Source organism: Mycobacterium sp. (assembly GCF_032159775.1).
GTDB lineage: Bacteria > Actinomycetota > Actinomycetes > Mycobacteriales > Mycobacteriaceae > Mycobacterium.
The window spans coordinates 21,541-43,089 of sequence record NZ_JAVHWK010000131.1 but is presented as its reverse complement, the minus strand read 5'-3'; the positions used below and the strand labels follow the sequence as shown (position 1 = coordinate 43,089).

Genomic DNA, 21,549 nt, shown 5'->3' with positions numbered 1-21,549 from the left:
TTGACGCCGCGAGTGCCGAGGACGACTTCGTAATGGCCGATCAACTCGTCGCAGATCGCGGGCCAGGTGCGGCCGAGCACGCTGCGGCGGGCCGCCACCGAATAGCGCTGCCTCTCGGCGAGTAGGTGATCGACGGCCGTCGTCAGCCGTGCCTCGAACTCGATGACCGGCAGCAGCAACCCGGTGTGCATGGGCGCCACCAGATCTCGGGGTCCACCCGCATCGGGCGCTACGACCGGCAATCCCGACGCCATCGCTTCCTGCACCGCCTGGCAGAAGGTCTCGTGCTCGCCCGGATGGACGAAGACGTCCATGCTGGCGTACGCGGCGGCAAGTTCCGCGCCGTAGAGCGCACCGGTGAAATGGGCGGTCGGCAGCGCGGATTCGAGCTTGGCCCGGTCCACGCCGTCGCCGACGATGACGAGTTGCAAGTCGTCGCGTCGGCCCAGCACGGCGAGGCGGTCGACGTGCTTCTCCGGCGCGAGGCGGCCCACGAAGCCGACGATGGACTTGCCGTGGGGTGACCAGGTTTGGCGCAGCCGCTCATCACGGGCCGATGGCGCGTATCCCGCGATGTCGACCCCTCGCGCCCATTTGTGGACTCGGGGAATGCCGTGTGCAGCAAGGTTTTCCATCGCCGATACCGACGGCGCGAGCGTCATGTCCGCGCGGCTGTGCAGGTGACGCGTCCAGGCCCAGGCGGCTCGGGCGGCGATGCCCATGCCGTAGCTCTGCGCGAAACCCGCTACGTCGGTCTGAAACACCGCGACGGTCGGCACGCCGAGATGGCGCGCGGCGTGTAGACCACCGTAACCGAGCAGTGCCGGCGACGCGAGGTGCACGACGTCTGGGTCGAATCCCCTCAGTACCTTCACCATTCGCGGCCGCGGCACACCTAGGGGCAGCGAGGTGACTTTCGGAAACATTCGTGACGGCACCCGGTGAACACGTACGCCGTCGTGGACGCGATCCGCGGGCGGCTGGCCCCGCGGTGCGTCGGGCGCGATCACGAGGACTTCGTGACCGTGGTGGCGGAGGTGCTCGATGACCCGAAGCACCGAGTTGGTGACGCCGTTGACATTCGGGAGGAAGGACTCTGCGACGATCGCAACGCGCACACCAAGATGGTGACATCGTCGGCTGTCGGCAAGGTTGCGTCTTGGGATACGACACGCAAAGTTTGCATGCCAACAGGTCAGAACATCGGGCGTCCGCGGGCGGGTAGTGTGCGCACAAGGAGGACGGTTGACATGCGAATTCCTCGCCTGATGGCGGTAACGGCGGCGGCCGTGCTGATGTGCGCCGTCGGTTGCACCAACCAGATCAGCGGCACTGCGACACAGGATCCGACCCAGCCTCCGCTGGCCCTCAGCGAGGACGGATACGGCATCGTCGCGGGCGATCCCGACGCCCCGGTGCAGATCGAGCTGTACACCGAACCGCAGTGCAGCCACTGCGAAGAACTGCAGTCGTCCTTCGGCAACGACATCGAGCACTACATCAACCTCGGCGAGCTTGTGGTGACCTACCGCCCGCTGACGTTCCTGGACACGCCGACCACGGACCGCCATTCGGCGCGGGTCGCCAATGCGTTGTTCCTCGCGGTCGGGGCGCCCGGCTCGACCGACGAGGCCGACAAGTCGTCGGGGCCGGAGTTTCAGCGTTTCGTCGAAGACCTATGGGCCCATCAGCAGCCCGGCGGCCCCGGACCCAGCGACGAGGCGATGGCGAGGATGGCGCAGGAGTCCGGCATCCCCGACAGTGTCGCGAGCAAGATTCGCGACGGTGCCGCTCCCGACAACCTCGACATCGACGAGATGTCCGCCTACAACTACGGCGGGTTGATCGGCATAGATCCGATAACCACCGGAACCCCAACGGTTTACGACCTCAACACGCAGGAGAAGGTCGACGTTCACGACGACGACTGGCTGGACAGTTTGATGGGTTCGTCGGCCTGACCCGCTAGCCGTCGCTCGAACAGCGACAACCCCATCAACGCCGCCCCTGCGATGAGCCAGCCGACCACGGCGATCGATCCGGCCGGAATGATCGCCAGCGCGGCGTTGCGATGCTGCACTCGGACCAGATCGGGATTGTCTTTGTCGTACTCGACGTAAATTCGCATGCCCGTGTCCAATTCGGACGGATACAGCACACCTAGCTCGGGCCGGTAGGTGACGCGGTCGGGTGTGACGAACTCGATCGTCGAGCGTCGCGGTCCCGCACTCAGCACCTCAGCCTCGGCTACCCCCATGTTGCCCGCGATCTGCCGGTCGTTGCGCCATGCGCCGAGCACCAGCAGCAGGGACTGCAGTGTCACCAGGCACGCCACGATGACGATTGCGATCCTCATCCGCCGAAAGTTCCGTGCGGTGCGGGTCTCTCCGGGTTCGCCGTACAGGTGCGGATTGACGATGCGCACCAACCGCTTCACCGGTTCGATCACAACGCCGCCTTGATCGACGCGTGCAGCGCCCGCAGCGACGACCGGTCGGCCTTCACCTCCAGTACCCGCATACCGTCGAACGGTTCGTCCAGGGCGGCGGCAAGATCGCCGATCTCCATCTGCCGGCTATCGACGTGGTAGGCCCGGCACAACGCGCCGACATCCACGTCGTGCGGTGTGCCGAAAATTCGCGACGACACATCGGAGAACCGCGGATCACCCTGCTCGAGCAATTCGAAGATGCCGCCGCCGTTGTCGTTGGACACCACGATCGTCAGATGCCGCGGCGTCGGCTCGGTCGGCCCGATCAGCAGCCCCGAGCTGTCGTGCACGAAGGTCAGGTCACCGATCAGCGCGACGGTCCGGCCGCCGGTGCGGTCGTGTGCCAAAGCCGCGCCGATCGCCGTCGACACGGTGCCGTCGATACCGGCGACGCCGCGATTGGACCGCACCGTGATGCCACGCGGGTGCAGGCCGACCAGCGCGACATCGCGCACGGGGTTCGACGCCCCGAGCACCAGCTGATCACCAGCACGCAGTGCGTCGGCCACTTTCGCGGCGACATGCAGCCCGGTGGTCAACGGGTGCGCCTCGAGTTGATCGCGGACCGCCTGGCAGGCCTGGCTGTGGACGGCGGCGCAGCGACGCAGCCAGGCCGGGTTCGGGGCACCGCTGGTAGCCGCACGGGTGCCGGTGGCCTGCGAGTTTCCCGAGACGTCTGGCCACCGCGGCCCGGTCGTCAGTGCGAACACCGGCACCGACGAGTCGGCCAGCAGCGCAGAGACAGGGCGGTGCAGCGTGGGCCTGCCCGCCATGATCACCTGTTGCGGACGCAGCAGCGCCAGCGCCATCGGATGCAGCGGGTTCTCGGCGGGCGGGGCGGTCGGTTCGGCGACCGTCGGAAGCGCCGCAAGGTTCGGATGCACGCCTGCGCCGTGCCCGGCGATGACGACCGTGTCCGGGGTCAGGTCGATGTCCAGGGGCTGATCGAACGTCACCGGCGGGGTGTAGGTCCACGGCTTTCCGCCCGGCCGGCCCTGCGGCGCGTACGACGTCGAGGCATCCTGGTCGCGGTCGGGCACCAGCGGCTCGCGCAGTGGAATGTCGAACTGCACCGGCCCGGCGTTCGCTGTTCGAGAACCGGTGGCGGCCACCAACACTCGACAGGTCGCCGAGCGCCACTGCGCATTGAATTCGTCCATCCGCTCCGGTGAGGCTTCGGCCAGCCCGAGGCTGATGTTCTCCCTCACCTGCGTGCCGAAATAGCCGAGCTGTTCCATCGTCTGGTTCGAGCCGGTGCCCAGCAGTTCGTAGGGCCGGTTGGCTGACAGCACGATGAGCGGCACCCGCGCGTAGTTGGCCTCCACCACTGCTGGGCCGAGGTTGGCAACCGCGGTGCCCGACGTCATCGCCACGCAGACCGGGGCGCCCTCGGCGACCGCCAGCCCGATGGCCAAGTAGCCCGCGGTGCGCTCGTCGATGCGAACGTGCAGCCGAACCCGGCCTGCGCGGTCGGCGTCGTGCAGTGCGAATGCCAGCGGCGCGTTACGCGAACCGGGGCACAGCACGATGTCGCGCACGCCGCCGCGAATGAGTTCGTCGACGACGACACGTGCCTGTGCCGTCGATGGGTTCACCACTACAGCCTATTCGCCGAAAAATTTCAGCGCCGCCGCGTTCACCACCTGCGGTTTCTCGATGAACCCGAGGTGTCCGGTGTCGGAAATCTCCAGGTAACGGCCGTTCGGCAGGGCGTCGGCGACCTCACGGCCAAGGTGTGGCGGCAGCACAATGTCGTCGCCGAACCCGAGGACCAGGACCGGCGCCGTAATACTTCGGTAAGCGGGTAGCCGGTTGTCGCGCGGGCCGACGTCGAGTTGGGCCCGGATGCCCGGCGTCGGCTTGCTCGGCCACATGGTGAACATGTCGATCCAGTCGCGGACCGCGAGGTCGTCGTTGAGCGTCGCAGGCGAGAAGCTCTCCAGCAGCCGCAGCTTCGCGTCGTAGGCGGCAGGCAGCTCGACGCCGGAGTCGGCCAGCTCGGCTTCGGCCGCGCGGAAGAACTCGCGGGCCCGGTCGTGACGGCCACGGGTGGCCATCAATACTGCCGAGCGGACCAGTTCGGGACGGGCCAACATCAGCTCCTGCGCGATGAAGGAGCCCATCGAAACCGACACGATCCGCACGGGTGCGGCGTCCAGGTTCTCGATCAGCGCAGCGGTGTCGGCGACCATCTGCTCGACGCCGAACCCATCGGCCTGCTCGGTGGCGCCGATCCCCCGGTTGTCGAAGGTGATCGCCCGGTAGCCGGCCCGAACGAAATCGGGAACCTGATACAGCTGCCAGGTACGCCCCGCGCCGCCTCGACCGGCGATGAACAGCACCGGTTCGCCGGAGCCGCGTTCGTCGTAGGCCAGATTCACCCAGCAGAGGCTACGCGAGCGCGGCCCTTGCGGCGCTTCGTCCGGGCCCGCTCGATCGCGTGGTCCCACAACAGTCCGGTCGCGGCTTTCAGCTGCTTGGGTTTGACCAGATCCTTGCCCATCAGCGCGACGGCCCCCGCCTTGGTGGTCGCCGACGCCTTCGACATGTGGCCGGAGTCGAACGGCGGCTGCGGGTCGTACTCCATCGACAGCTGGATGACCTTGGCCCGTCCTTCGCCGCCGATCTGGCCCGCGAGCCACAGCCCGAGGTCGATCCCTGCCGAGACACCGGCACAGGTCACGATCCTGTTTTCGGCGGAGTCCTCCGCCGATACGATGCGCTCATCGCCGACAGGTTTGACGCCCAACGCCTTGAGCGCCGACAGCGCCGCCCAGTGCGAGGTGGCTCGCTTGCCCTCCAGCAGCCCGGCCGCCGCGAGCATGATCGAACCCGAGCACACCGACGCCGTCCACATCGCGGTCTCATGCGCCTTGCGCAGCCAGTCGAGCACCTTCTCGTCGCGGGCATGCTCCATCGTGGAGAACCCGCCCGGCACGAGAATGACGTCCGGAGAGGGAGTTTCATCGAACGAGTGCGTCGCACCGACCACGAGCACGCCGGAGTCGGCGGTGATCGGTCCCGGCTCATGCCACACGAAGCGCATGTCCGCGTCGGGCAGCATGCGCAGGCTTTCGTACGGTCCGATGAAATCCAGTGCGGTGAAGCCGGGGTACAGCACGATGGCGATCTGCATGATTCCTCCTCTAGGCGAATGTCTTGCGGTACTGGTCGGGCGAAATGCCCATTCTTCGAACGAAATTGCGGCGCAACGTCTCTGAGGTGCCGAAGCCGCAGCGCGCTGCGATCACTGTGACGGTGTCGTCGGTCTCCTCCAGCTGTCGACGCGCAGCCTCGGTCCGGATGCGCTCGACGTACGCACCGGGCGCCTCACCCACCTCGTCGGTGAACACCCGGGTGAAATGCCGAGGGCTCATCGCGGCCCTGCCTGCCAGATCGGAGATGGTGTGTGCAGCACCGGGTTGCGCCTCGATCGACTCCTGCACCTCTCGGATCGGCGCCCGCTTGGCGCGAGGCATCCACACGGGTGCGGCGAACTGGCTCTGCCCGCCCGGCCGACGCAGATAAAGCACCAGATAGCGGGCCACCGTCTGGGCCACCTCGGTGCCGTGGTCCTGCTCGACCAGCGACAGCGCAAGGTCGATTCCAGCGGTGACACCGGCCGCCGTCCAGACCGTCGGCGAGCTTTGCACGAAGATGGCATCGGGATCGACTGCGACGGAGGGAAACTGGCGTGCCAGCTCATCGGCGAACGCCCAGTGCGTGGTCGCCCTGCAGCCGTCGAGCAGACCCACCTGCGCGGCGAGGAACGCACCTGTACACACGCTGACGACGCGGCGGGCGGTTCCCGACACCGCCTTGACCCAGTCGACGACGACGGGGTTCTTGCGCGCGTCGTCGAGACCCCATCCACCGGGGAGCACCACGGTGTCGATGGGCCCGTCGGGATCAGGCAGCGGTTGGGCGACGAGCACCAGGCCGGTGCCGGTCGCGATTTGCGCCCCGCCGACGGACGCGATCGTCACGTCGTAACCCTCGTCGGCGCGGTTCAGTGCGGCCAGGTTCTGCGTCGCGCCGGTGAACACGTCGAACGGCCCCACCACGTCCAGCGCCTGAACGCCGGGGAAGCCGAGGATCACCACCGATCGCGTCACCGTCTCAGTGTTGGCTACTCCGGCGATGGCGTCTATGCCCTGTACCCCACAAATTAGGCCATCGTGTCTCTATGTCGGCGAAAGCGCTGAACAGAGCGGAATGATCATTAACATAGGCGCCATGCTTGCCACGCTGCGAAAGCTTCTTGCCGTCAAGATGACGATCGCCGAGTGGATCGGGACGGCCATCCTGGCCGCCATTCCCTACCTGGTGATCGGCATGCTCTGGACGCTCACGCACATCGACCACCTCAACGAGCTTGGCCGCGTCGACCAGGTGGCGTCACTTGTGGTTTCGGTCATCAGCTGGCCGGTACTGCTGTTCTCAGACGTGTGCGTGGCATGACCGGCACCCGGATCTCGGTGACGAGACAGGCCGCGCGCTGGGATCCCGAGGCCGAGGTTTCGGTGAAAGAGGCGATGGACTTCTGGTCGTTCGCCGCCGCGGCGGCCAACGTCGTCATGCAACTGGCGTCGCCAGGAGTTGGATACGGCGTGGTCGAGAGCAAGGTCGACGCGGGCAGCATTCTCAAGCACCCGTGGAAGCGACTCCGGACGACGTCCCAGTACCTCGCCGTCGCGGTGTTCGGATCCGAGGAGGACCGCGCCGCGTTCCGTGCAGCCGTCGACGGAGCACACCGCCAGGTGATCTCCACCCCCGAAAGTCCGGTGAAGTACAACGCCTTCGACCGCGAACTCCAGATGTGGGTGGCGGCATGCCTTTTCGTGGGCCTCGAGGACACCTATAAGCTGCTGCGCGGTGAAATGACAGCCGAACAGGCCGAACAGTTCTATCGCTCCTCGTGGACATTGGGAACCACCCTGCAGGTCACCGAGGACCAGTGGCCCGCAACCCGTGTCGAGTTCGACGCGTACTGGGATGACGCATGCTCACGGGTGGTCATCGACGAGTCGGTCCGCGAATATCTTTCCGACCTGATCAACCTTCGGATGATCAACCCTGTGCTGGGGCTGCCATTTCGGCCGCTCCTGAAGTTCCTGACCGTCGGATTTCTCGCGCCCGTTTTCCGGGACGCGTTGGGTGTGCGTTGGAGCAGCGGCAAGCAGCGCCGATTCGAATGGCTGTTCCTTCTGGTGGCATTCGTCAACCGATTCCTGCCGGTGTTCATCCGTCAGGGCGGCAGCCACATCGTGCTGGCCGATGTGCGCAGGCGGGTCCGCGCGCACAGCAGCCTGATATGACGATGACGGGTCTGCGTCGGCTGCTCAGCCGCAAGGTCAGCATCGAAGCGATGCTCGAGTTCGCACTGTGGATGGCGATCCCCTACCTGGTCATCGGAATCGCGTGGACGTTCGTCAACGCCGACGACGTCGCTCGGGTCGAAAGCCACTTGGAGACGCGCCTTCCCGCCGGCTCCGAGCTGGCCGCGTTCGGCGCGACGACCGTGCTGTGGCCGCTTCTCCTATTCGGCCCCGAGATCTGTGCGCCCTGATGCGTAGCACGCCGTGATCCGGCCGATCCACCACTGCCGCCGCTGCGGTGACGCGGCCAATCCCTGCAGCCGGGCGGGATCCGGTGTCACCGTCGCGACGGGCAGATAGCCGTCGACGGGCGTCAGCGGTTCGGCGACGTCTTCGACGAACAGTCCGCCCGTCCCCAACCCGCATGCGTGCGGCAGCTCCGGTAGGGCGCCTGCGGCGAGAAGCCCCCGGCTGATACCGACCGCAGAGTCCAGCGCGCTGGAGACCACGACCGGTATATCGATCTGCCGGGCGATGTCGAGCATCTTGGCTACTCCACCCAACGGCGCGACCTTCAGCACGGCGATGTCGGCGGCGCCCGACCGTACGACATGTAACGGATCATCGGCCTTGCGGATACTTTCGTCGGCAGCGATCGGCACGTCGACAAGGCTGCGCAGTTCGGCTAGTTCCGGGACCGTCGCGCAGGGTTGTTCGAGGTACTCCAGCGGCCCGTCGGCGGTCAGCGCCCGCGCGGCCTCGAGTGCCTCAGCGACAGTCCAGCCGCCGTTGGCGTCGACGCGCACCGCGAGCCCCTGATCACGCACGGCGTTGACGCGGGCCACGTCATCGGCGAGCGTCTGGCCCGGCTCGGCGACCTTCACCTTGGCGGTGCGCGCGCCGGGGAAGCGGGCCAGCACCTCGGGCACCCGCCCGGCGGCGACGGCGGGCACGGTGGCGTTGATCGCGATGCGGTCGCGGTGCGTCGGCGGGGGCGGTGTGTATGCGGCCTCGATCGCCGCCGCCAACCACGCCGCAGCTTCGGGCGGGTCGTATTCGAGAAAGGCGCCGAACTCGCCCCAGCCCGCAGGGCCGTCGAATAGCGCCAACTCGCGGACGGTGATGCCGCGAAACTTCACCCTCATCGGCAGGGCGACCACATGCAGACGATCGACGATGTCGGTTACCGACGGCACGATGTCATCGCTTTCTGGCGCCACTCCTCGGTCAGAAGATGCAACTTACTCTCCGTTCTCCGTCGCCGCAGGCTCGCCGCCCTGGGCGCCGGTGTCATCGCCGCCGGTGCCACTTCCACACCCGCACCGGTGGCCGTACCGCAGACCGCATCACCCAATGTCGCACTGGGTGCACTCGCTGACCTTCTGCCGCCGCCGAGCGTCGGCTCGCAAGCGCTGCTGGCAATCGGCGATGCAATCGCCTTCGGAGCCGGCGTCGCCGTCGCGCCCGCCGTGGCTGTGTGCGGGGCACTGCCGCCGTTGCCGCTCGTTCCGCCTAACGTGCAGCTGAGCCTGCTGACCGGCACGCCCAACCTGGGTGCCGGCAACAACGGCGACTTCAACGTCGGCCTCAACAACACCGGCTCCCGCAACTTCGGGAACAACAATATCGGTGCGTTGAACTTCGGCTCCGGCAACGAGGGCGCGTTGAATGGCGGTATCAACAACGTCGGTGCTGGCAACGTCGGAGTTGGTAACCAAGGCGTCGCCAATGTCGGCTTCTTCAACCAGGGCAGCGGCAAAATCGGCGCCTTCAACACTACGAACAACAACATCGGTGTCGCCAACATCGGCATCCGTAACCCGTTGGGGCCTGCGGCATCCAGTGCGGTTGGCAGCCAGGCAGCGGCTAAGCAGACCAACGCGACCGTCGGAGCGAAGAAGAGCAAAGACGACTAACCACTGATCAGTCTCACAGCGTCATCGCCCAGCTGCGACCACGGTTGCCGCTGGGCGATGACGTGTCAGGTTTAGTTTCGAACCTGTTGGGATATACTTAAGATACTTAAGTATTGAATCCAAACAGGAAGGGGCCGCATGCAGCTCCGGACTTTGTCTCTCAACGCGCTGGCCGTCGCCGCAACCGGTGTTCTCGGCGGACTGGCGAGCCGGCCTGCGCAATCGGCGTGGTATGCAGCGTTGAAGAAGCCCGCGTATCAGCCTCCGCGACAAGCGTTTCCGATCGTCTGGCCGATCCTGTATGCGGATATCGCCGCCGTGTCGGCGTCCACCATCGACGACCTCGATGCGCGTCATGAGAACGACAACAAGCGGGCATACACCGCGGCGCTGGCCGCCAACCTCGTTCTCAACGCCGGCTGGTCCTGGCTTTTCTTCACCAAGCGACTGCTCGGAACGTCGGCGATTGCAGCCGGTGTGCTGACAGTCAGCAGCGCTGATCTGACTCGGCGCGCCGCGGCTGTCCGCGGTACCCGGGCCGCACCGCTTGCCCTCTATCCGCTGTGGTGCGCGTTCGCCACCGTGCTGTCCACCCACATCTGGAAGCTCAATCGAAACCGATGAACATCACCAAGCTGCCCGGCCAGATTGCGGAGTCCGTCCTATCGATCGTCGGCATTCGACTCGGCACCGAAGAGCCACACCACATCAGCACGCCGTTGACCGACGATGTCGAGCTCCGCAGGTACGGTCCCCGCATCGCCGCGGAAACGACGGTCGTTGCCGACGACGAGGATCGCGCCCGCAGTATCGGGTTCAGACGCCTCGCCAGATACATCTTCGGCGGCAACCACCGCGATCAAACGATCGCCATGACGGCACCGGTGGCCCAGCAGTCCGATCGGGGCGGCGACGACATCGCGATGACGGCTCCGGTCGGCCAGTCCCGGGTGTCCGACGACCGTTGGACGATTCGGTTCTTCATGCCGTCCAAGTGGACGATCGACACGCTGCCGACGCCAGACGACGACGAAGTCGCGTTGGTGACAGTCCCGGGAGAGACAGTGGCGGTACTGCGATTCAGCGGCGACCGTAGCTCGACCGCCGTCACCGCCAAAACCGAGGAGCTGCAGAGGAGCCTGCGCGACAAGGGAATCGACACAGCGGGCGAACCCGTTGCATGGTTCTACGATCCGCCGTGGACTCTGCCGTTCCGTCGCCGCAACGAAATCGCCATCCCGGTAGCGGGTTGACCCCGGATCAGGCCGTCTCGTAGCAGGATTGCAGCTTCATCACCTTCCATGGCCGCCGTCCGCCGACGACGCGGAGCCCTCGCCGCGTGGCGGTGACAGGCCCGATACGGCCCATGAGCATCCTCATCATCGTCGACGCGGGCGCCCTCAGGACGGCGTCGGGTCTGTCGGTCGGTTGACGAGGGCGCATCTCGGCGGTCCCGTCATGCACATGAATCACGTATGGTCGGGCACCCGGAACTTTGAGTGCCACACACATGTCGATGGCGGGGTCGAGGTCTGAACGCACGTACGCGGGTGACACCTCCGCACCTTCGCGGAGCATCAGCAACATGTCGCGTTCGCGAATCTCCCATGGCACCCCAACAGCTCGCGCGATGTCCTCGCCGTGGAAGGCCAGCTCCAACAGCCAGTTGATCTGCGCAACGATCCCGGAAACCTCTATGCCGTAGTGGAATTCGACGGAGTAGTCCTTGGCCAGGCTGTCGAAGAGTTCATCCATCAGCGGGTCGAGCGACTTGAGTTGGTCGACGAGTACAGGGATGGGCGCGAGCAGCGCTTCCATCTCCTCCTGGTTGATCTGGTCCAGCTCACGCGGCGTGCGGGCGCGCCGAAAATCGCCGGTCTCGCCGACCGCACGATAACGCTGGGCGACCGACACGACGTGGGCCACGATGTGCTGAACATCCCACGCCGAGTCCGGGCATTGAGCACTCGGGTCTGCGGCGAGCGCGAGTTGATAGAACCGCCGGCGCATGTCCTCGATGCGGTCCCTCAACTCGGCGCGGTCGGTGTCCACGATCGCGTCGTGGTCCGTTTGGTTCATGTCGCGCCCCCATACTCCAATGTGGAGCATAAAGTTACTCCACATTGGAGTATTGTCAAGAGATGCCTTCCAAGCCGACGACCACATCGTTCGCGCTGCTCGGCTTGCTGGCCCTGCAGCCGTGGACCGCATACGAGATCGTCGCCCAGATACGACGGGGCCTCTACCTTTTCTGGCCACGCTCTGATGCCCACTTGTATGCGGAACTCAAGCGGCTCGTCGAGCGCGGGCACGCCACCGCGGAGGTGGTCGATGGGCCGCGTCGCCAGCGCACGCGCTACACGATCACACCGGAAGGCCGCGCGGCACTGCAGGAATGGTTCGGCACCGAGCCCGGCCCCCCCATCGTCGAAGTCGAGGGGTTTCTCCGGATGTTCCTCGGGGACCAGACCACCAAAGACAGCCTGCGCGACTCGCTGGAAGCCACCGCGCGGCAGGCCCGCGAGTTCTACGTCAAGGGTTACGCGGTGGTCCGGGACGTGCTCGACACCGGCGGGCCGTTCCCGCAACGGCTTCATCTCGTCGAACCGATGGGCATGTTCATGAACGACTTCTACCGCTTGCTCATTCAATGGTGCGAACGCACGATCGCCGAAATCGATGAATGGCCGGACACCAAGGACGTCGGCCTGACACCGGAAACGCGAGAGCGGTTGGAGCGGATGCTCGCTCAGCCCGAGCCGTAGACCTTCCGTCCAGCGAGATAGGTTGCGCGGATTTCGAGGTCGGCGATGTCCTGGGCCGCCACGGTCCGCGGATCCGCCGAAAGGACAACGAAATCCGCATATTTGCCGACTTCCAGCGAGCCGATCACGTCGTCGCTGAAAAGCTGCCATGCCGCGTCGATCGTCTGGGCCCGGATGGCCTGATCGACGGTGAGCAACTGCTCAGGTCCGAGCACCCGACCACTGGGCGCGGTCCTGGTAGCCGCGACGCTGATGTTGCGCAGCGGCTCTTCGGGCGTTACGGGCGGATCGTTGTGCAACGAGATGCGCATACCGGTGGCGACCGCGGATCCGCATGGCATCCATCGTGATCCGTGTTCGGCCCCGAAGAGCCCGTCGACGATGATGTCGCCCCAGTAGTGGATCTGGTCGACGAAGATGCTGCAGGTGACGCCGAGATCGGCTGCGCGCTGGAGTTGTTCGTCACTGATCGCGCCGACGTGCTCGAGCCGCAGCCGGTGATCGGTGCGCGGGTGCTTCTCCAACGCCTCCTCGTAGACGTCGAGAATCGTGTCGACTCCCTTGTCGCCCTGGACATGGCAGGCCATCTGCCAGCCCAGCGGGAAGTAGGCCTCGACGATTTCGGCGAGCTGTTCGCGGGTGTAGTTGGCGTGCCCGCACGACCCCGGCACCACACCAATGGCACGCGTCGCGGCGGTGTCCAGGTACGGGAAGGACAGATCGATGTTGCCGACCCACGGCGAGCCGTCGACCCAGATTTTGATGCCCACCTGACGCACGGTGTCGTCGCCGTTTGTCACAGACTCGTCGGTGGTCATCTCGGCGGTCGACATCTCGTAGGTGCGCAACCGGACCGTCAGTTGGTCGCGCAGTTGGTCGAGCATCGGCCGGAACATCGGGTCGAAGGCCATCTCCGAACACGTTGTCAGCCCGGCCCGGTTCAGCCGCGCGCATTCGGCGAGCAGCATCGCCGGGTAGTCGCTGGGCTGTATCGCGCCGGCCAGCAAGGGAAACACCGCGCCGGTCTCCTCGGCGGTGCCGTCCAGTTCGCCCGAGGCGTCGTGACCGTATTGGGCGCCCTTCGGGTCCGGGGTGTGGCGGGTCAGCCCGCTTCGAGCCGCCGCCGCCGAGTTGAAGTACGCCTTATGGCCGGAGTTGTGAATGATGACCAGCGGGGTGTCGGGCGCGATGCCGTTGAGCCAGTCGAGCGTCGGCTCGGGAAGCCCGTTCTGCAGGAGCGGATCCCAGCCGTTGAGATACGCCCCGTCGTCTCCGCGTTTGGTCACCTCGGCCTTGACCGCAGCGACGACGGTGTCGGCGTCGGCGATCGTCACCGGCCGGATGTCGACCAGCCGGTCCGACAACGCGATCGCCTCCATCAGCGGGTGCCCATGCGCCTCGATCAGCCCCGGCAGCGCACAGCCATCGCCGATGTCGATGACGTCGGTGTCGGGCCCGATGAGCGGTTGGATGTCGGCCCGGCTGCCGACGGCTGTTATTCGACCGTCGGCCACTGCCATCGCCGCAGCGGTGGGTTGTGCGTCGTCGACGGTCAGAACTGTTCCGTGGATGACAAGTTCGGCTTTGGGCACACCGTCATCTTGCTGGACGACGGTTGGTTGACGGCAGAAATGATCCCAGCCCAGGCGGGAGAGGCGCCTGGGCCGGGGAGTACGTGGCTGATCAACCACCGAGCGCGGCTGCCTCGGCATCCTTCTCGGCGGCCTGAGCCTCGATAGCGTCCGCCGCGGCCATGCCCTTGGCCACCGCATCCTTGTCCGGGCTCAGCAACGAAGCATCCAGACGCGCCTGGTTGGCCTGTGCACGCAAGCTTGTGGCTTCAGCTTTGAGCGAGGCGGCCTTCTTCTGGTTTGCAGCCTTCGTCTCTGCGTCTGCTTTCGCCTTCGCTTCCGCGTCGGCTTTCGCCTGCGCGTCCGCCTTGCCCTGCGCGTCAGCCGCAGCCTGCGCATCTGCCTTGGCCTGGTCGCCGTTGCCGGTGACCGGAGCCTGCTGCACGGGCGCCTGCTGCACCGGGGCCTGCTGAACTGGGGCCTGCTGGACCGGGGCCTGGCCGGGGATCGTGATGACGCGCGGAGCCGGGTTGTTCACCACGACCGGGGCGCTCGGCGACGAGGTGGTGTCCAGCGACGGGATGTTGATCTCCGAAGGGATGTTGAAGACCGTCGACGGTGCGCTCTGCGCGCTGGTGGTCTCCACGTTCGAGTTCTTCATGCCGAGCATGAGCGCGAAGGCGCCGATGCCGATGGCCAGCAGGGCCAGCGCGCCCGCGGCCATCTTCATGCCCGAACCGGAGTTCTGCGGCGCGACCGGCATCGGCGCGTACTGCGGCTGCGGGGCAGGCGCGTAGTAGGTGTTGGGCTGGCCGTAGTAGCTGTTCTGGGGGCCGTAGTAGCCGTTCATGATCTCTCCCGTTGGTGCTGGCGCTTCCCGGTTCGGGCTGCTCTCACGGGTAGGAGCGCTGGGCGTACGCGACTCGCACGCTTTTCTCGAAGACTTTTGAAAGTTTTTTTCGGGCCGTGTCGATTCGGCGGGGTTGTCGTTCGACGTGTCAACGAGGGCACGATGGACGTGCCCCTTCACCACAGATCGAAGGAGACAGAAATGTCGCGCTACATGCTGATCATGCGGTCCACCCCCGAGGCCGAGGTCGCGATGCAAGAGGCCAACATCGACTTCAGCGAGATCATCGAGTCGATGGGCCGGTTCAATGAGGAGCTCATCAAGGCCGGTGTGATGCTGGCCGGTGAGGGCCTGACCGGACCTGAGGACGGCTTCGTCGTCGACTACAACGCCGATCCCCCGGTTGTCACCGACGGGCCTTACACCGAGGCCAAGGAGCTTTTCAACGGGTTCTGGATCCTCGACGTGTCCTCGAAGGAAGAGGCCAAGCAGTGGGCGCAGAAAGCGCCGCTGGGCAAAGGCGTGAAGCTCGAGGTGCGTCGGGTCTCCGAGTCGGACGAGTTCCCGATGGACAACCCGTGGATCAAGAAGGAGATCCAGTGGCGGGCCGACCTGGCCGAGAAGATCGCCGCTCAGGCGCGCGCGGACGCCGACAAGCTGGCGCGCTGATCCTCGCCGAAACGGAATTCCAGCACCGGAAGTGCGAGTAACAGCGTGCTGGAATTCCGTTTCGCGAGGACGCCGTTTACGTGGCGCGGATCCGGATGGGTCCGCGCCAGGCAGCGTCCGGGTCGAGCACCTCGCCCTTCTGGGAGATCTCCACGTCGCCCGAGCGGGCCAGCTGGCGTGCAATGTCGCGGGCGTCGTCCATCAGGTCGCGCCAGTCATCGCCGCCTACCTGTCGCGCCGCGTCGGACGGACAGATGGTCTTGGCCGGACCGCGCTCGCGGGCGAGATCGAGGATCGCCGCGCGCAGCTGCTGATTCACGCTTTCAGTCAAGCCGATATGCCCGGCCCTTGAAACCATTTCTGTAACACGTTCTAATCTGAAGGCATGAGCGACCTGCTGCGCCATCCTCTGCACTCCGGCCACCTGACGGTTGATGCCCTCAAGCGCAACAAGAACAAGCCGGTGCTGTTCCTCGGCGACACCACCCTGACCGGTGGCCAGCTGGCCGATCGCATCAGCCAGTACATCCAGGCGTTCGAGGCACTCGGTGCCGGCACAGGCGCGGCTGTCGGCCTGCTGGCGCTGAACCGGCCCGAGGTGCTGATGATCGTCGGCGCCGGCCAGACGCAGGGCTATCGACGAACCGCCCTGCACCCGCTCGGGTCGCTGGATGACCACGCCTACGTGCTGAACGACGCCGGGATCACGTCGCTGATCATCGACCCCAACCCGATGTTCGTGGAACGGGCGCTGGGTCTGCTGGAGAAGGTGCCGGGTCTCAAGCAGATCCTGACCATTGGGCCGGTGCCGCCGGAGCTCTCCGACGTCGCGGTCGATCTGAACGCCGAGGCAGCGAAGTACGCCCCGCAGCCGTTGGTCGCCGCGGAGTTGGCACCGGACACCGTGACGGGGCTCGCGTTCACGGGCGGCACGACCGGCAAGCCCAAGGGCGTCATGATGACCGCCCAGGCCACCAGCACGATGACGACGATCCAGCTCGCCGAATGGGAGTGGCCGGAGAATCCCAAGTTCCTGATGTGCACCCCGCTGTCGCATGCCGGTGCGGCATTCTTCGTGCCGACGATCGTCAAGGGCGGCGAGATGGTTGTGCTGGCCAAGTTCGATCCAGCCGAGGTGCTCAAAACCATTGAAGAACAGAAGATCACAGCGACGATGCTGGTGCCGTCGATGATCTACGCACTGATGGATCACCCGGACTCGCATACCCGCGACCTGTCGTCGCTGGAGACGGTGTACTACGGGGCGTCGGCAATGAACCCCGTCCGCCTCAAGGAGGCGATCGCGCGGTTCGGGCCGATCTTCGCGCAGTACTACGGCCAGTCCGAGGCGCCGATGGTGATCACCTATCTGGCCAAGGCCGACCACGACGAGAAGCGGCTGACCTCATGCGGGCGTCCGACATTGTTCGCCCGTACGGCACTGCTCGGCGAGGACGGCCAGCCGGTGCCCCAAGGCGAGGTCGGCGAGATCTGCGTTTCCGGTCCTCTGCTGTCGGGCGGGTATTTGAACAAACCGGAGGCGACGGCCGAGACGTTCCGCGACGGCTGGATGCACACCGGCGATCTGGCCCGCGAAGACGAGGACGGCTTCTGGTACATCGTCGACCGCACCAAGGACATGATCGTCACCGGCGGCTTCAACGTGTTCCCCCGCGAAGTCGAAGACGTTGTCGCCGAACATCCTTCGGTCGCACAGGTCTGTGTCATCGGCACCCCCGACGAGAAGTGGGGTGAGGCGGTGACCGCCGTCATCGTGTTGCGGCCCGATGCACCGACTGATGACGAGGCGGTGGCGAAGGTGACCGCCGAGATCCAGTCCGCCGTCAAGGACCGCAAGGGTTCGGTGCAGTCGCCCAAGCAGGTGATCGTCGTCGACTCGGTGCCGGTGACCGCATTGGGCAAGCCGGACAAGAAGGCCGTGCGCGCACAGTTCTGGGAGGGTGCAGGCCGCGCCGTCGGCTGACTTCTCCGCCGCGAGGTGACCCCTCGGCACAATGGGCACGTGTCATCGACTGAGATCCGCCAGACCGTCGACGCGGTGTGGCGAATGGAGGCCGCCAGGATCGTGGCCACGCTGACCAGGGTTGTCGGCGACGTCGGGCTCGCCGAGGATCTGGCGCAGGAGGCGCTGGTGGACGCGCTGACCCAGTGGCCGGACACCGGCGTGCCGCGCAACGCGGGCGCGTGGCTGACCACCGTTGCCAAACGCAAGGCGATCGACACCTGGCGAAGGCAGGACAGCCTGGACGCCAAGTACGCGACGCTGGCGCGCGATCTGGAGACCCGAATCGACGGGCCCGCTTGGGATCCCGACCGGATCGACGACGACGTGCTGCGGCTGATCTTCATCTCGTCTCACCCGGTCTTGTCTCGCGAAGGCCAGATCGCGCTGACCCTGCGCGTGGTCGGCGGCCTGAGCACCGACGAGATCGCCAGGGCGTTCCTGACGTCGACGCCGACGGTCGCGGCGCGGATCACCAGAGCCAAGAAGACGCTTGCGGCGGCCGACGTGCCGTTCGAGGTGCCCGACCGATCGGAGTTTCCGCAGCGGCTGTCGGCCGTGCTGTCGGTGATCTACCTGATCTACAACGAGGGCTACTCGGCCTCGTTCGGTCAACGCTGGGTCCGCGACGAGTTGTGTACCGAGGCGCTGCGCCTCGGCCGGGTGCTCGCCGCTCTGGTGCCCGACGAACCCGAGGTGCACGGGCTGGTGTCGTTGATGGAGTTTCAGTCGTCGCGGTTCGGGGCGCGCACCGACGCGGACGGCACACCGATCCTGCTGGAGGACCAGAACCGCACGAAGTGGGATCGTGCGCAGATCGGGCGCGGGATCGCTGCGCTGGAGCGCGCCGCGCAGGCCGTCGAAAAGCGGGGCACCGGCTGGGGACCCTATGCGTTGCAGGCCGCGCTGGCCGAATGCCACGCAAGCGCGCCGACGGCTCGCGACACCGACTGGCGCCGGATCGTCACGCTGTACGACGGATTGATACAGATCGCGCCCTCCCCGATCGTCGAGCTGAACCGGGCCGTCGCGGTCGCGATGGCTGACCCCACCGAAGGGCCCCGCGTGGCGCTCGAGATCGTCGACGGGCTGACCGGGCTCGACGGGTCCTATCTGCTGCCCAGCGTGCGCGGGGAGCTGCTGGCCCGCGTCGGCCGCAACGACGAAGCCGCAGCCGAATTCGTCAGGGCCGCCGAACTCACCGACAACGAGCGCGAGCGAGAGGTATTGACCGACAAAGCTGTTCGGGTGCAGACGGGCTAGTTCCGGGCACGCCGGTGCGTGCCGCAACCGACGGGACCGGCCGCTGTGTCGAAGACGTCGTCGGTGTCGCCGCCCGTCATCCGATAATTGCCGACGGGTGCCGTGAATTCCACACGCGCGCGCCGTGACAGGATTCCGGCATGCAGGTACGTGCCGTGATGTTCGACTATTCGGGCACCCTGTTCCGCCTCGAAGAGGACGACAGCTGGTTCGAGGGCATGACCGTCGACGAGCGCGAGGTCGACGGACACGTGCAGGCCGAGTTGATGCGCAGGCTCACCGCCCCGACCGGTCGCTCGGTCGACATGACCCCGCAGGCGTATGAAGCGTGGGTCAATCGCGACCTGGCGCCACATCTGCACCGCGAGGCGTATCTGCATGTGCTGCGCAAGTCGGGACTTCCCGACGAGCACGCCGTCGCGCTCTACGAGCGGGTGATCAACCCTGGGTCGTGGACCCCGTATCCCGACACCGCAGAGGTGCTCGAGAGCCTTCATCGTCAGGGCATCAAGACCGCGGTGGTCTCCAACATCGCCTTCGACGTCCGACCCGCGTTCGAGGCGATCGGCGCGGCTGAGCACGTCGACGACTTCGTGCTGTCGTTCGAGGTAGGCGCGGTCAAGCCGTCGGCCGCGATCTTCCAGACCGCGCTGACACGGCTGGGCGAAATGCCCGAGTACACGGTGATGGTCGGCGACAGCGAGGAAGCCGACGGCGGCGCCCGGGCACTCGGCTGCGGGTTCTTGCTGGTCGACCCGCTGCCGACCGCGCAGCGACCCCACGGCCTGCGCAGCGCGCTGACCGGCTACGGCATCGACCTGCACAAGCAGTAGCGTCGGGACATGCCCGACGGCGAGCGCATCCGGCCACCGCGGTGGCTCAAGCCGGTCAACAAGGTGTTCATGGTCATGCTGCGGCTCGGCGTGCCGATTTCCCGCGTCGAGTCACCGGTGGTGCTGACGGTGCCCGGCCGCAAGACGGGTAAGCCGCGCTCGACGCCGGTCACGCCGATGGATGTCGACGAAAAGCGCTACGTCGTCAACGGCTATCCCGGTGCGGACTGGGTCGACAACGTACGCGCCGCGGGTGAGGTCACGCTCACGCAGGGCAGACGGACCGAGCGGGTTCGAATGGTGGAGTTGGCGCCCGAGGATGCGCGCCCGGTGCTGCGGGCGTTTCCGGCCGCAGTGCCCACCGGGGCGGATCTGATGAAGCGGGTCGGCCTCCTCACCGAGGGCACCCCCGAGGAGGCCGAGGGCTTGGCGGGCCGCTGCCCGGTGTTCCGCATCGAGCCGGTCACGTAGCGTCGCGGTATGTCCAACAGCGAGCGCATTCGGCCGCCGCGGTGGCTGAAGTACGTCAACAAAGTGATGATCGGCGTTCAGCGGCTCGGTTTCGGATTCGGTGGTAAGGGGCCGGTGATCCTGACGGTCCGCGGCCGCAAATCGGGCAAGCTGCGCTCGACGCCGATCACCCCGATGACCGTCGACGGCACACGGTATGTGCTCGGGGGCCTACCCGGCGGCGACTGGGCGGCCAACGTACGCGCCGCCGGCGTCGTCGAACTGCGCCAGGGTCGAAACACCGAACAGGTTCGGTTGGCGGAACTTTCACCCGAGGAGGCCCGGCCGCTGCTGCGGCTGTTCCCGACCGAGGTGCCGACCGGTGTGAGCTTTCTCAAGAACGCGGGCCTGGTGACGGGACCCAACCCCGACGAGTACGAGGCACTGGCCGGCCGCTGTCCCGTCTTCCGCTTCGATCCGGTAAGCCCATGAGCGAGAACCCTTTTGACGCCGCGCGCTGGCAGCCCGTCGCCGGCGTCGAGCTGACCGACATCACGTATCACCGCCATGTCGTCGACGGTGCGCCGCAGCCGACCGTGCGGGTGGCGTTCGACCGGCCCGAGGTTCGCAACGCGTTCCGCCCGCACACCGTCGACGAGTTGTACCGGGTTCTGGACCACGCTCGGATGTCACCCGATGTCGGCGTCGTGCTGTTGACCGGCAACGGGCCGTCGCCGAAGGACGGCGGCTGGGCGTTCTGTTCCGGTGGCGACCAACGCATCCGGGGCCGCACCGGCTACCAGTACGCCGAAGGCGATACCGCCGACACCGTCGACGTCGCCCGCGCCGGACGCCTGCACATCCTCGAGGTGCAGCGGCTGATCCGGTTCATGCCGAAGGTCGTCATCTGCCTCGTCAACGGGTGGGCCGCAGGCGGCGGGCACAGCCTGCACGTGGTGTGCGACCTCACCCTTGCCAGCCGTGAACACGCCCGGTTCAAGCAGACCGACGCCGACGTCGGCAGCTTCGACGGTGGTTACGGCAGTGCGTATCTGGCCAAACAGGTGGGGCAGAAGTTCGCCCGCGAGATCTTCTTTCTCGGCCGCCCGTACGACGCGGAGCAGATGCATGCGATGGGCGCGGTGAACGAAGTCGTCGACCACGCGAACCTGGAGACGGTGGCACTGGACTGGGCCACCACAATCAACGGCAAGTCGCCGCAGGCCGTTCGGATGCTCAAGTACGCGTTCAACCTGAGCGACGACGGTCTGGTGGGCCAACAGCTATTCGCCGGTGAGGCAACGCGATTGGCGTACATGACCGACGAGGCCGTCGAGGGCCGCGACGCGTTCCTGGAGAAGCGCGACCCCGACTGGAGCCCGTTCCCCCGCTACTTCTAG

Annotated in this window: 26 protein-coding genes; 15 read left to right on the top strand and 11 right to left on the bottom strand. The window is 66.4% G+C overall.

Going from position 1 to position 21,549, the window contains the following annotated elements; translation table 11 throughout:
• Positions 1–1,118: glycosyltransferase family 4 protein (locus QOJ24_RS16855; protein ID WP_526263193.1), on the bottom strand; the 1,118-nt coding region annotated here is incomplete at its 3' end.
• A 132-nt stretch (positions 1,119–1,250) separates the two neighbouring features.
• On the opposite strand from QOJ24_RS16855, the gene QOJ24_RS16850 reads away from it, so the two are divergent.
• Positions 1,251–1,961, top strand: a complete 711-nt coding sequence (locus QOJ24_RS16850; protein WP_526263191.1) for a DsbA family protein — start codon at positions 1,251–1,253, stop codon at positions 1,959–1,961.
• Here the strand turns inward: QOJ24_RS16850 and QOJ24_RS16845 are convergent.
• From QOJ24_RS16845 to QOJ24_RS16825, 5 genes are read right to left on the bottom strand one after another with little or no spacing between them, the layout of a single operon-like run.
• Complete coding sequence (locus QOJ24_RS16845; protein WP_526263189.1) at positions 1,916–2,449, bottom strand: DUF3592 domain-containing protein; 534 nt, start codon at positions 2,447–2,449, stop codon at positions 1,916–1,918. The two genes, QOJ24_RS16850 and QOJ24_RS16845, sit on opposite strands and share 46 nt — an antisense overlap.
• Positions 2,446–4,086: a 2-succinyl-5-enolpyruvyl-6-hydroxy-3-cyclohexene-1-carboxylic-acid synthase gene (gene menD / locus QOJ24_RS16840; RefSeq protein ID WP_526263188.1), complete on the bottom strand. Its 1,641-nt coding sequence runs from the start codon at positions 4,084–4,086 to the stop codon at positions 2,446–2,448. The genes QOJ24_RS16845 and menD overlap by 4 nt, the downstream gene beginning before the upstream one ends.
• 9 nt (positions 4,087–4,095) lie before the next feature.
• Positions 4,096–4,872, bottom strand: a complete 777-nt coding sequence (locus QOJ24_RS16835) for an alpha/beta fold hydrolase (RefSeq protein ID WP_526263186.1) — start codon at positions 4,870–4,872, stop codon at positions 4,096–4,098.
• Positions 4,869–5,627 carry a DJ-1/PfpI family protein gene (locus tag QOJ24_RS16830; protein WP_526263184.1) on the bottom strand — a complete coding sequence of 253 codons (759 nt, stop codon included), beginning with the start codon at positions 5,625–5,627 and terminating at the stop codon, positions 4,869–4,871. Before QOJ24_RS16830 ends, QOJ24_RS16835 begins: the two co-directional genes overlap by 4 nt.
• A gap of 10 nt (positions 5,628–5,637) precedes the next feature.
• Positions 5,638–6,606, bottom strand: coding sequence for a GlxA family transcriptional regulator (locus QOJ24_RS16825; protein ID WP_526263182.1), 969 nt, complete (start codon positions 6,604–6,606; stop codon positions 5,638–5,640).
• A gap of 121 nt (positions 6,607–6,727) precedes the next feature.
• Here QOJ24_RS16825 and QOJ24_RS16820 point away from each other — a divergent pair, with 121 nt between their 5' ends.
• From QOJ24_RS16820 to QOJ24_RS16810, 3 genes are read left to right on the top strand one after another with little or no spacing between them, the layout of a single operon-like run.
• Entirely contained in the window at positions 6,728–6,952 is a 225-nt protein-coding gene (locus tag QOJ24_RS16820; protein WP_526263181.1) for a hypothetical protein, read from the top strand.
• Positions 6,949–7,809 (top strand): oxygenase MpaB family protein, encoded by an 861-nt coding sequence (locus QOJ24_RS16815; RefSeq protein ID WP_526263179.1) that lies wholly within the window; start codon positions 6,949–6,951, stop codon positions 7,807–7,809. The genes QOJ24_RS16820 and QOJ24_RS16815 overlap by 4 nt, the downstream gene beginning before the upstream one ends.
• A complete protein-coding gene (locus tag QOJ24_RS16810; protein WP_526263177.1) occupies positions 7,806–8,060 on the top strand; it encodes a hypothetical protein in 255 nt (84 codons plus the stop codon). Before QOJ24_RS16815 ends, QOJ24_RS16810 begins: the two co-directional genes overlap by 4 nt.
• Here QOJ24_RS16810 and QOJ24_RS16805 read toward each other — a convergent pair.
• A complete protein-coding gene (locus QOJ24_RS16805) occupies positions 8,031–9,005 on the bottom strand; it encodes an o-succinylbenzoate synthase (RefSeq protein ID WP_526263175.1) in 975 nt (324 codons plus the stop codon). The two genes, QOJ24_RS16810 and QOJ24_RS16805, sit on opposite strands and share 30 nt — an antisense overlap.
• A gap of 129 nt (positions 9,006–9,134) precedes the next feature.
• On the opposite strand from QOJ24_RS16805, the gene QOJ24_RS16800 reads away from it, so the two are divergent.
• From QOJ24_RS16800 to QOJ24_RS16790, 3 genes are all read left to right on the top strand, one after another.
• Positions 9,135–9,725 carry a hypothetical protein gene (locus QOJ24_RS16800; RefSeq protein ID WP_526263173.1) on the top strand — a complete coding sequence of 197 codons (591 nt, stop codon included), beginning with the start codon at positions 9,135–9,137 and terminating at the stop codon, positions 9,723–9,725.
• Positions 9,726–9,863: 138 nt separating this feature from the next.
• The gene (locus tag QOJ24_RS16795; protein ID WP_526263171.1) at positions 9,864–10,349 is read left to right on the top strand and encodes a TspO/MBR family protein; all 486 of its coding nucleotides are present in this window, start codon (positions 9,864–9,866) and stop codon (positions 10,347–10,349) included.
• Positions 10,346–10,978 (top strand): heme-binding protein, encoded by a 633-nt coding sequence (locus QOJ24_RS16790; RefSeq protein WP_526263169.1) that lies wholly within the window; start codon positions 10,346–10,348, stop codon positions 10,976–10,978. Before QOJ24_RS16795 ends, QOJ24_RS16790 begins: the two co-directional genes overlap by 4 nt.
• Before the next feature lie 7 nt (positions 10,979–10,985).
• Here QOJ24_RS16790 and QOJ24_RS16785 read toward each other — a convergent pair whose 3' ends face one another.
• Complete coding sequence (locus tag QOJ24_RS16785) at positions 10,986–11,804, bottom strand: maleylpyruvate isomerase N-terminal domain-containing protein (RefSeq protein ID WP_526263168.1); 819 nt, start codon at positions 11,802–11,804, stop codon at positions 10,986–10,988.
• 62 nt (positions 11,805–11,866) lie between these two features.
• On the opposite strand from QOJ24_RS16785, the gene QOJ24_RS16780 reads away from it, so the two are divergent.
• Entirely contained in the window at positions 11,867–12,490 is a 624-nt protein-coding gene (locus tag QOJ24_RS16780) for a PadR family transcriptional regulator (RefSeq protein ID WP_526263166.1), read from the top strand.
• Here the strand turns inward: QOJ24_RS16780 and QOJ24_RS16775 are convergent.
• Both QOJ24_RS16775 and QOJ24_RS16770 read right to left on the bottom strand, forming a co-directional pair.
• A complete protein-coding gene (locus tag QOJ24_RS16775) occupies positions 12,475–14,082 on the bottom strand; it encodes an amidohydrolase (protein WP_526263164.1) in 1,608 nt (535 codons plus the stop codon). The genes QOJ24_RS16780 and QOJ24_RS16775 overlap by 16 nt on opposite strands.
• A 91-nt stretch (positions 14,083–14,173) precedes the next feature.
• Complete coding sequence (locus tag QOJ24_RS16770) at positions 14,174–14,911, bottom strand: hypothetical protein (RefSeq protein ID WP_526263162.1); 738 nt, start codon at positions 14,909–14,911, stop codon at positions 14,174–14,176.
• Between the two features lie 201 nt (positions 14,912–15,112).
• Here QOJ24_RS16770 and QOJ24_RS16765 point away from each other — a divergent pair, with 201 nt between their 5' ends.
• Entirely contained in the window at positions 15,113–15,580 is a 468-nt protein-coding gene (locus tag QOJ24_RS16765) for a YciI family protein (RefSeq protein WP_526263160.1), read from the top strand.
• 76 nt (positions 15,581–15,656) lie between these two features.
• Here QOJ24_RS16765 and QOJ24_RS16760 read toward each other — a convergent pair whose 3' ends face one another.
• Entirely contained in the window at positions 15,657–15,938 is a 282-nt protein-coding gene (locus QOJ24_RS16760) for a DUF3253 domain-containing protein (protein WP_526263158.1), read from the bottom strand.
• Between the two features lie 27 nt (positions 15,939–15,965).
• Between QOJ24_RS16760 and fadD8 the strand changes: the two genes are divergently transcribed.
• From fadD8 to QOJ24_RS16730, 6 genes are all read left to right on the top strand, one after another.
• Complete coding sequence (gene fadD8, locus QOJ24_RS16755; RefSeq protein WP_526263156.1) at positions 15,966–17,564, top strand: fatty-acid--CoA ligase FadD8; 1,599 nt, start codon at positions 15,966–15,968, stop codon at positions 17,562–17,564.
• Between the two features lie 84 nt (positions 17,565–17,648).
• Entirely contained in the window at positions 17,649–18,866 is a 1,218-nt protein-coding gene (locus QOJ24_RS16750; RefSeq protein WP_526263199.1) for an RNA polymerase sigma factor, read from the top strand.
• A 140-nt stretch (positions 18,867–19,006) separates the two neighbouring features.
• Positions 19,007–19,699 (top strand): HAD family hydrolase, encoded by a 693-nt coding sequence (locus QOJ24_RS16745; protein WP_526263154.1) that lies wholly within the window; start codon positions 19,007–19,009, stop codon positions 19,697–19,699.
• A gap of 9 nt (positions 19,700–19,708) precedes the next feature.
• Positions 19,709–20,170 carry a nitroreductase family deazaflavin-dependent oxidoreductase gene (locus tag QOJ24_RS16740; protein ID WP_526263152.1) on the top strand — a complete coding sequence of 154 codons (462 nt, stop codon included), beginning with the start codon at positions 19,709–19,711 and terminating at the stop codon, positions 20,168–20,170.
• A gap of 9 nt (positions 20,171–20,179) precedes the next feature.
• Complete coding sequence (locus QOJ24_RS16735; RefSeq protein ID WP_526263150.1) at positions 20,180–20,641, top strand: nitroreductase family deazaflavin-dependent oxidoreductase; 462 nt, start codon at positions 20,180–20,182, stop codon at positions 20,639–20,641.
• Positions 20,638–21,549, top strand: coding sequence for a 1,4-dihydroxy-2-naphthoyl-CoA synthase (locus QOJ24_RS16730; protein ID WP_526263148.1), 912 nt, complete (start codon positions 20,638–20,640; stop codon positions 21,547–21,549). Before QOJ24_RS16735 ends, QOJ24_RS16730 begins: the two co-directional genes overlap by 4 nt.

Excerpts from the sequence above, each read along its gene's own strand:
- QOJ24_RS16850 (WP_526263191.1), top strand. The coding sequence starts at position 1,251 with ATGCGAATTCCTCGCCTGATGGCGGTAACGGCGGCGGCCGTGCTGATG.
- QOJ24_RS16830 (WP_526263184.1), bottom strand. The coding sequence starts at position 5,627 with ATGCAGATCGCCATCGTGCTGTACCCCGGCTTCACCGCACTGGATTTC.
- QOJ24_RS16820 (WP_526263181.1), top strand. The coding sequence starts at position 6,728 with ATGCTTGCCACGCTGCGAAAGCTTCTTGCCGTCAAGATGACGATCGCC.
- QOJ24_RS16815 (WP_526263179.1), top strand. The coding sequence starts at position 6,949 with ATGACCGGCACCCGGATCTCGGTGACGAGACAGGCCGCGCGCTGGGAT.
- QOJ24_RS16810 (WP_526263177.1), top strand. The coding sequence starts at position 7,806 with ATGACGATGACGGGTCTGCGTCGGCTGCTCAGCCGCAAGGTCAGCATC.
- QOJ24_RS16795 (WP_526263171.1), top strand. The coding sequence starts at position 9,864 with ATGCAGCTCCGGACTTTGTCTCTCAACGCGCTGGCCGTCGCCGCAACC.
- QOJ24_RS16790 (WP_526263169.1), top strand. The coding sequence starts at position 10,346 with ATGAACATCACCAAGCTGCCCGGCCAGATTGCGGAGTCCGTCCTATCG.
- QOJ24_RS16785 (WP_526263168.1), bottom strand. The coding sequence starts at position 11,804 with ATGAACCAAACGGACCACGACGCGATCGTGGACACCGACCGCGCCGAG.
- QOJ24_RS16780 (WP_526263166.1), top strand. The coding sequence starts at position 11,867 with ATGCCTTCCAAGCCGACGACCACATCGTTCGCGCTGCTCGGCTTGCTG.
- QOJ24_RS16770 (WP_526263162.1), bottom strand. The coding sequence starts at position 14,911 with ATGAACGGCTACTACGGCCCCCAGAACAGCTACTACGGCCAGCCCAAC.
- QOJ24_RS16765 (WP_526263160.1), top strand. The coding sequence starts at position 15,113 with ATGTCGCGCTACATGCTGATCATGCGGTCCACCCCCGAGGCCGAGGTC.
- QOJ24_RS16760 (WP_526263158.1), bottom strand. The coding sequence starts at position 15,938 with ATGGTTTCAAGGGCCGGGCATATCGGCTTGACTGAAAGCGTGAATCAG.
- fadD8 (WP_526263156.1), top strand. The coding sequence starts at position 15,966 with ATGAGCGACCTGCTGCGCCATCCTCTGCACTCCGGCCACCTGACGGTT.
- QOJ24_RS16750 (WP_526263199.1), top strand. The coding sequence starts at position 17,649 with ATGGAGGCCGCCAGGATCGTGGCCACGCTGACCAGGGTTGTCGGCGAC.
- QOJ24_RS16745 (WP_526263154.1), top strand. The coding sequence starts at position 19,007 with ATGCAGGTACGTGCCGTGATGTTCGACTATTCGGGCACCCTGTTCCGC.
- QOJ24_RS16740 (WP_526263152.1), top strand. The coding sequence starts at position 19,709 with ATGCCCGACGGCGAGCGCATCCGGCCACCGCGGTGGCTCAAGCCGGTC.
- QOJ24_RS16735 (WP_526263150.1), top strand. The coding sequence starts at position 20,180 with ATGTCCAACAGCGAGCGCATTCGGCCGCCGCGGTGGCTGAAGTACGTC.
- QOJ24_RS16730 (WP_526263148.1), top strand. The coding sequence starts at position 20,638 with ATGAGCGAGAACCCTTTTGACGCCGCGCGCTGGCAGCCCGTCGCCGGC.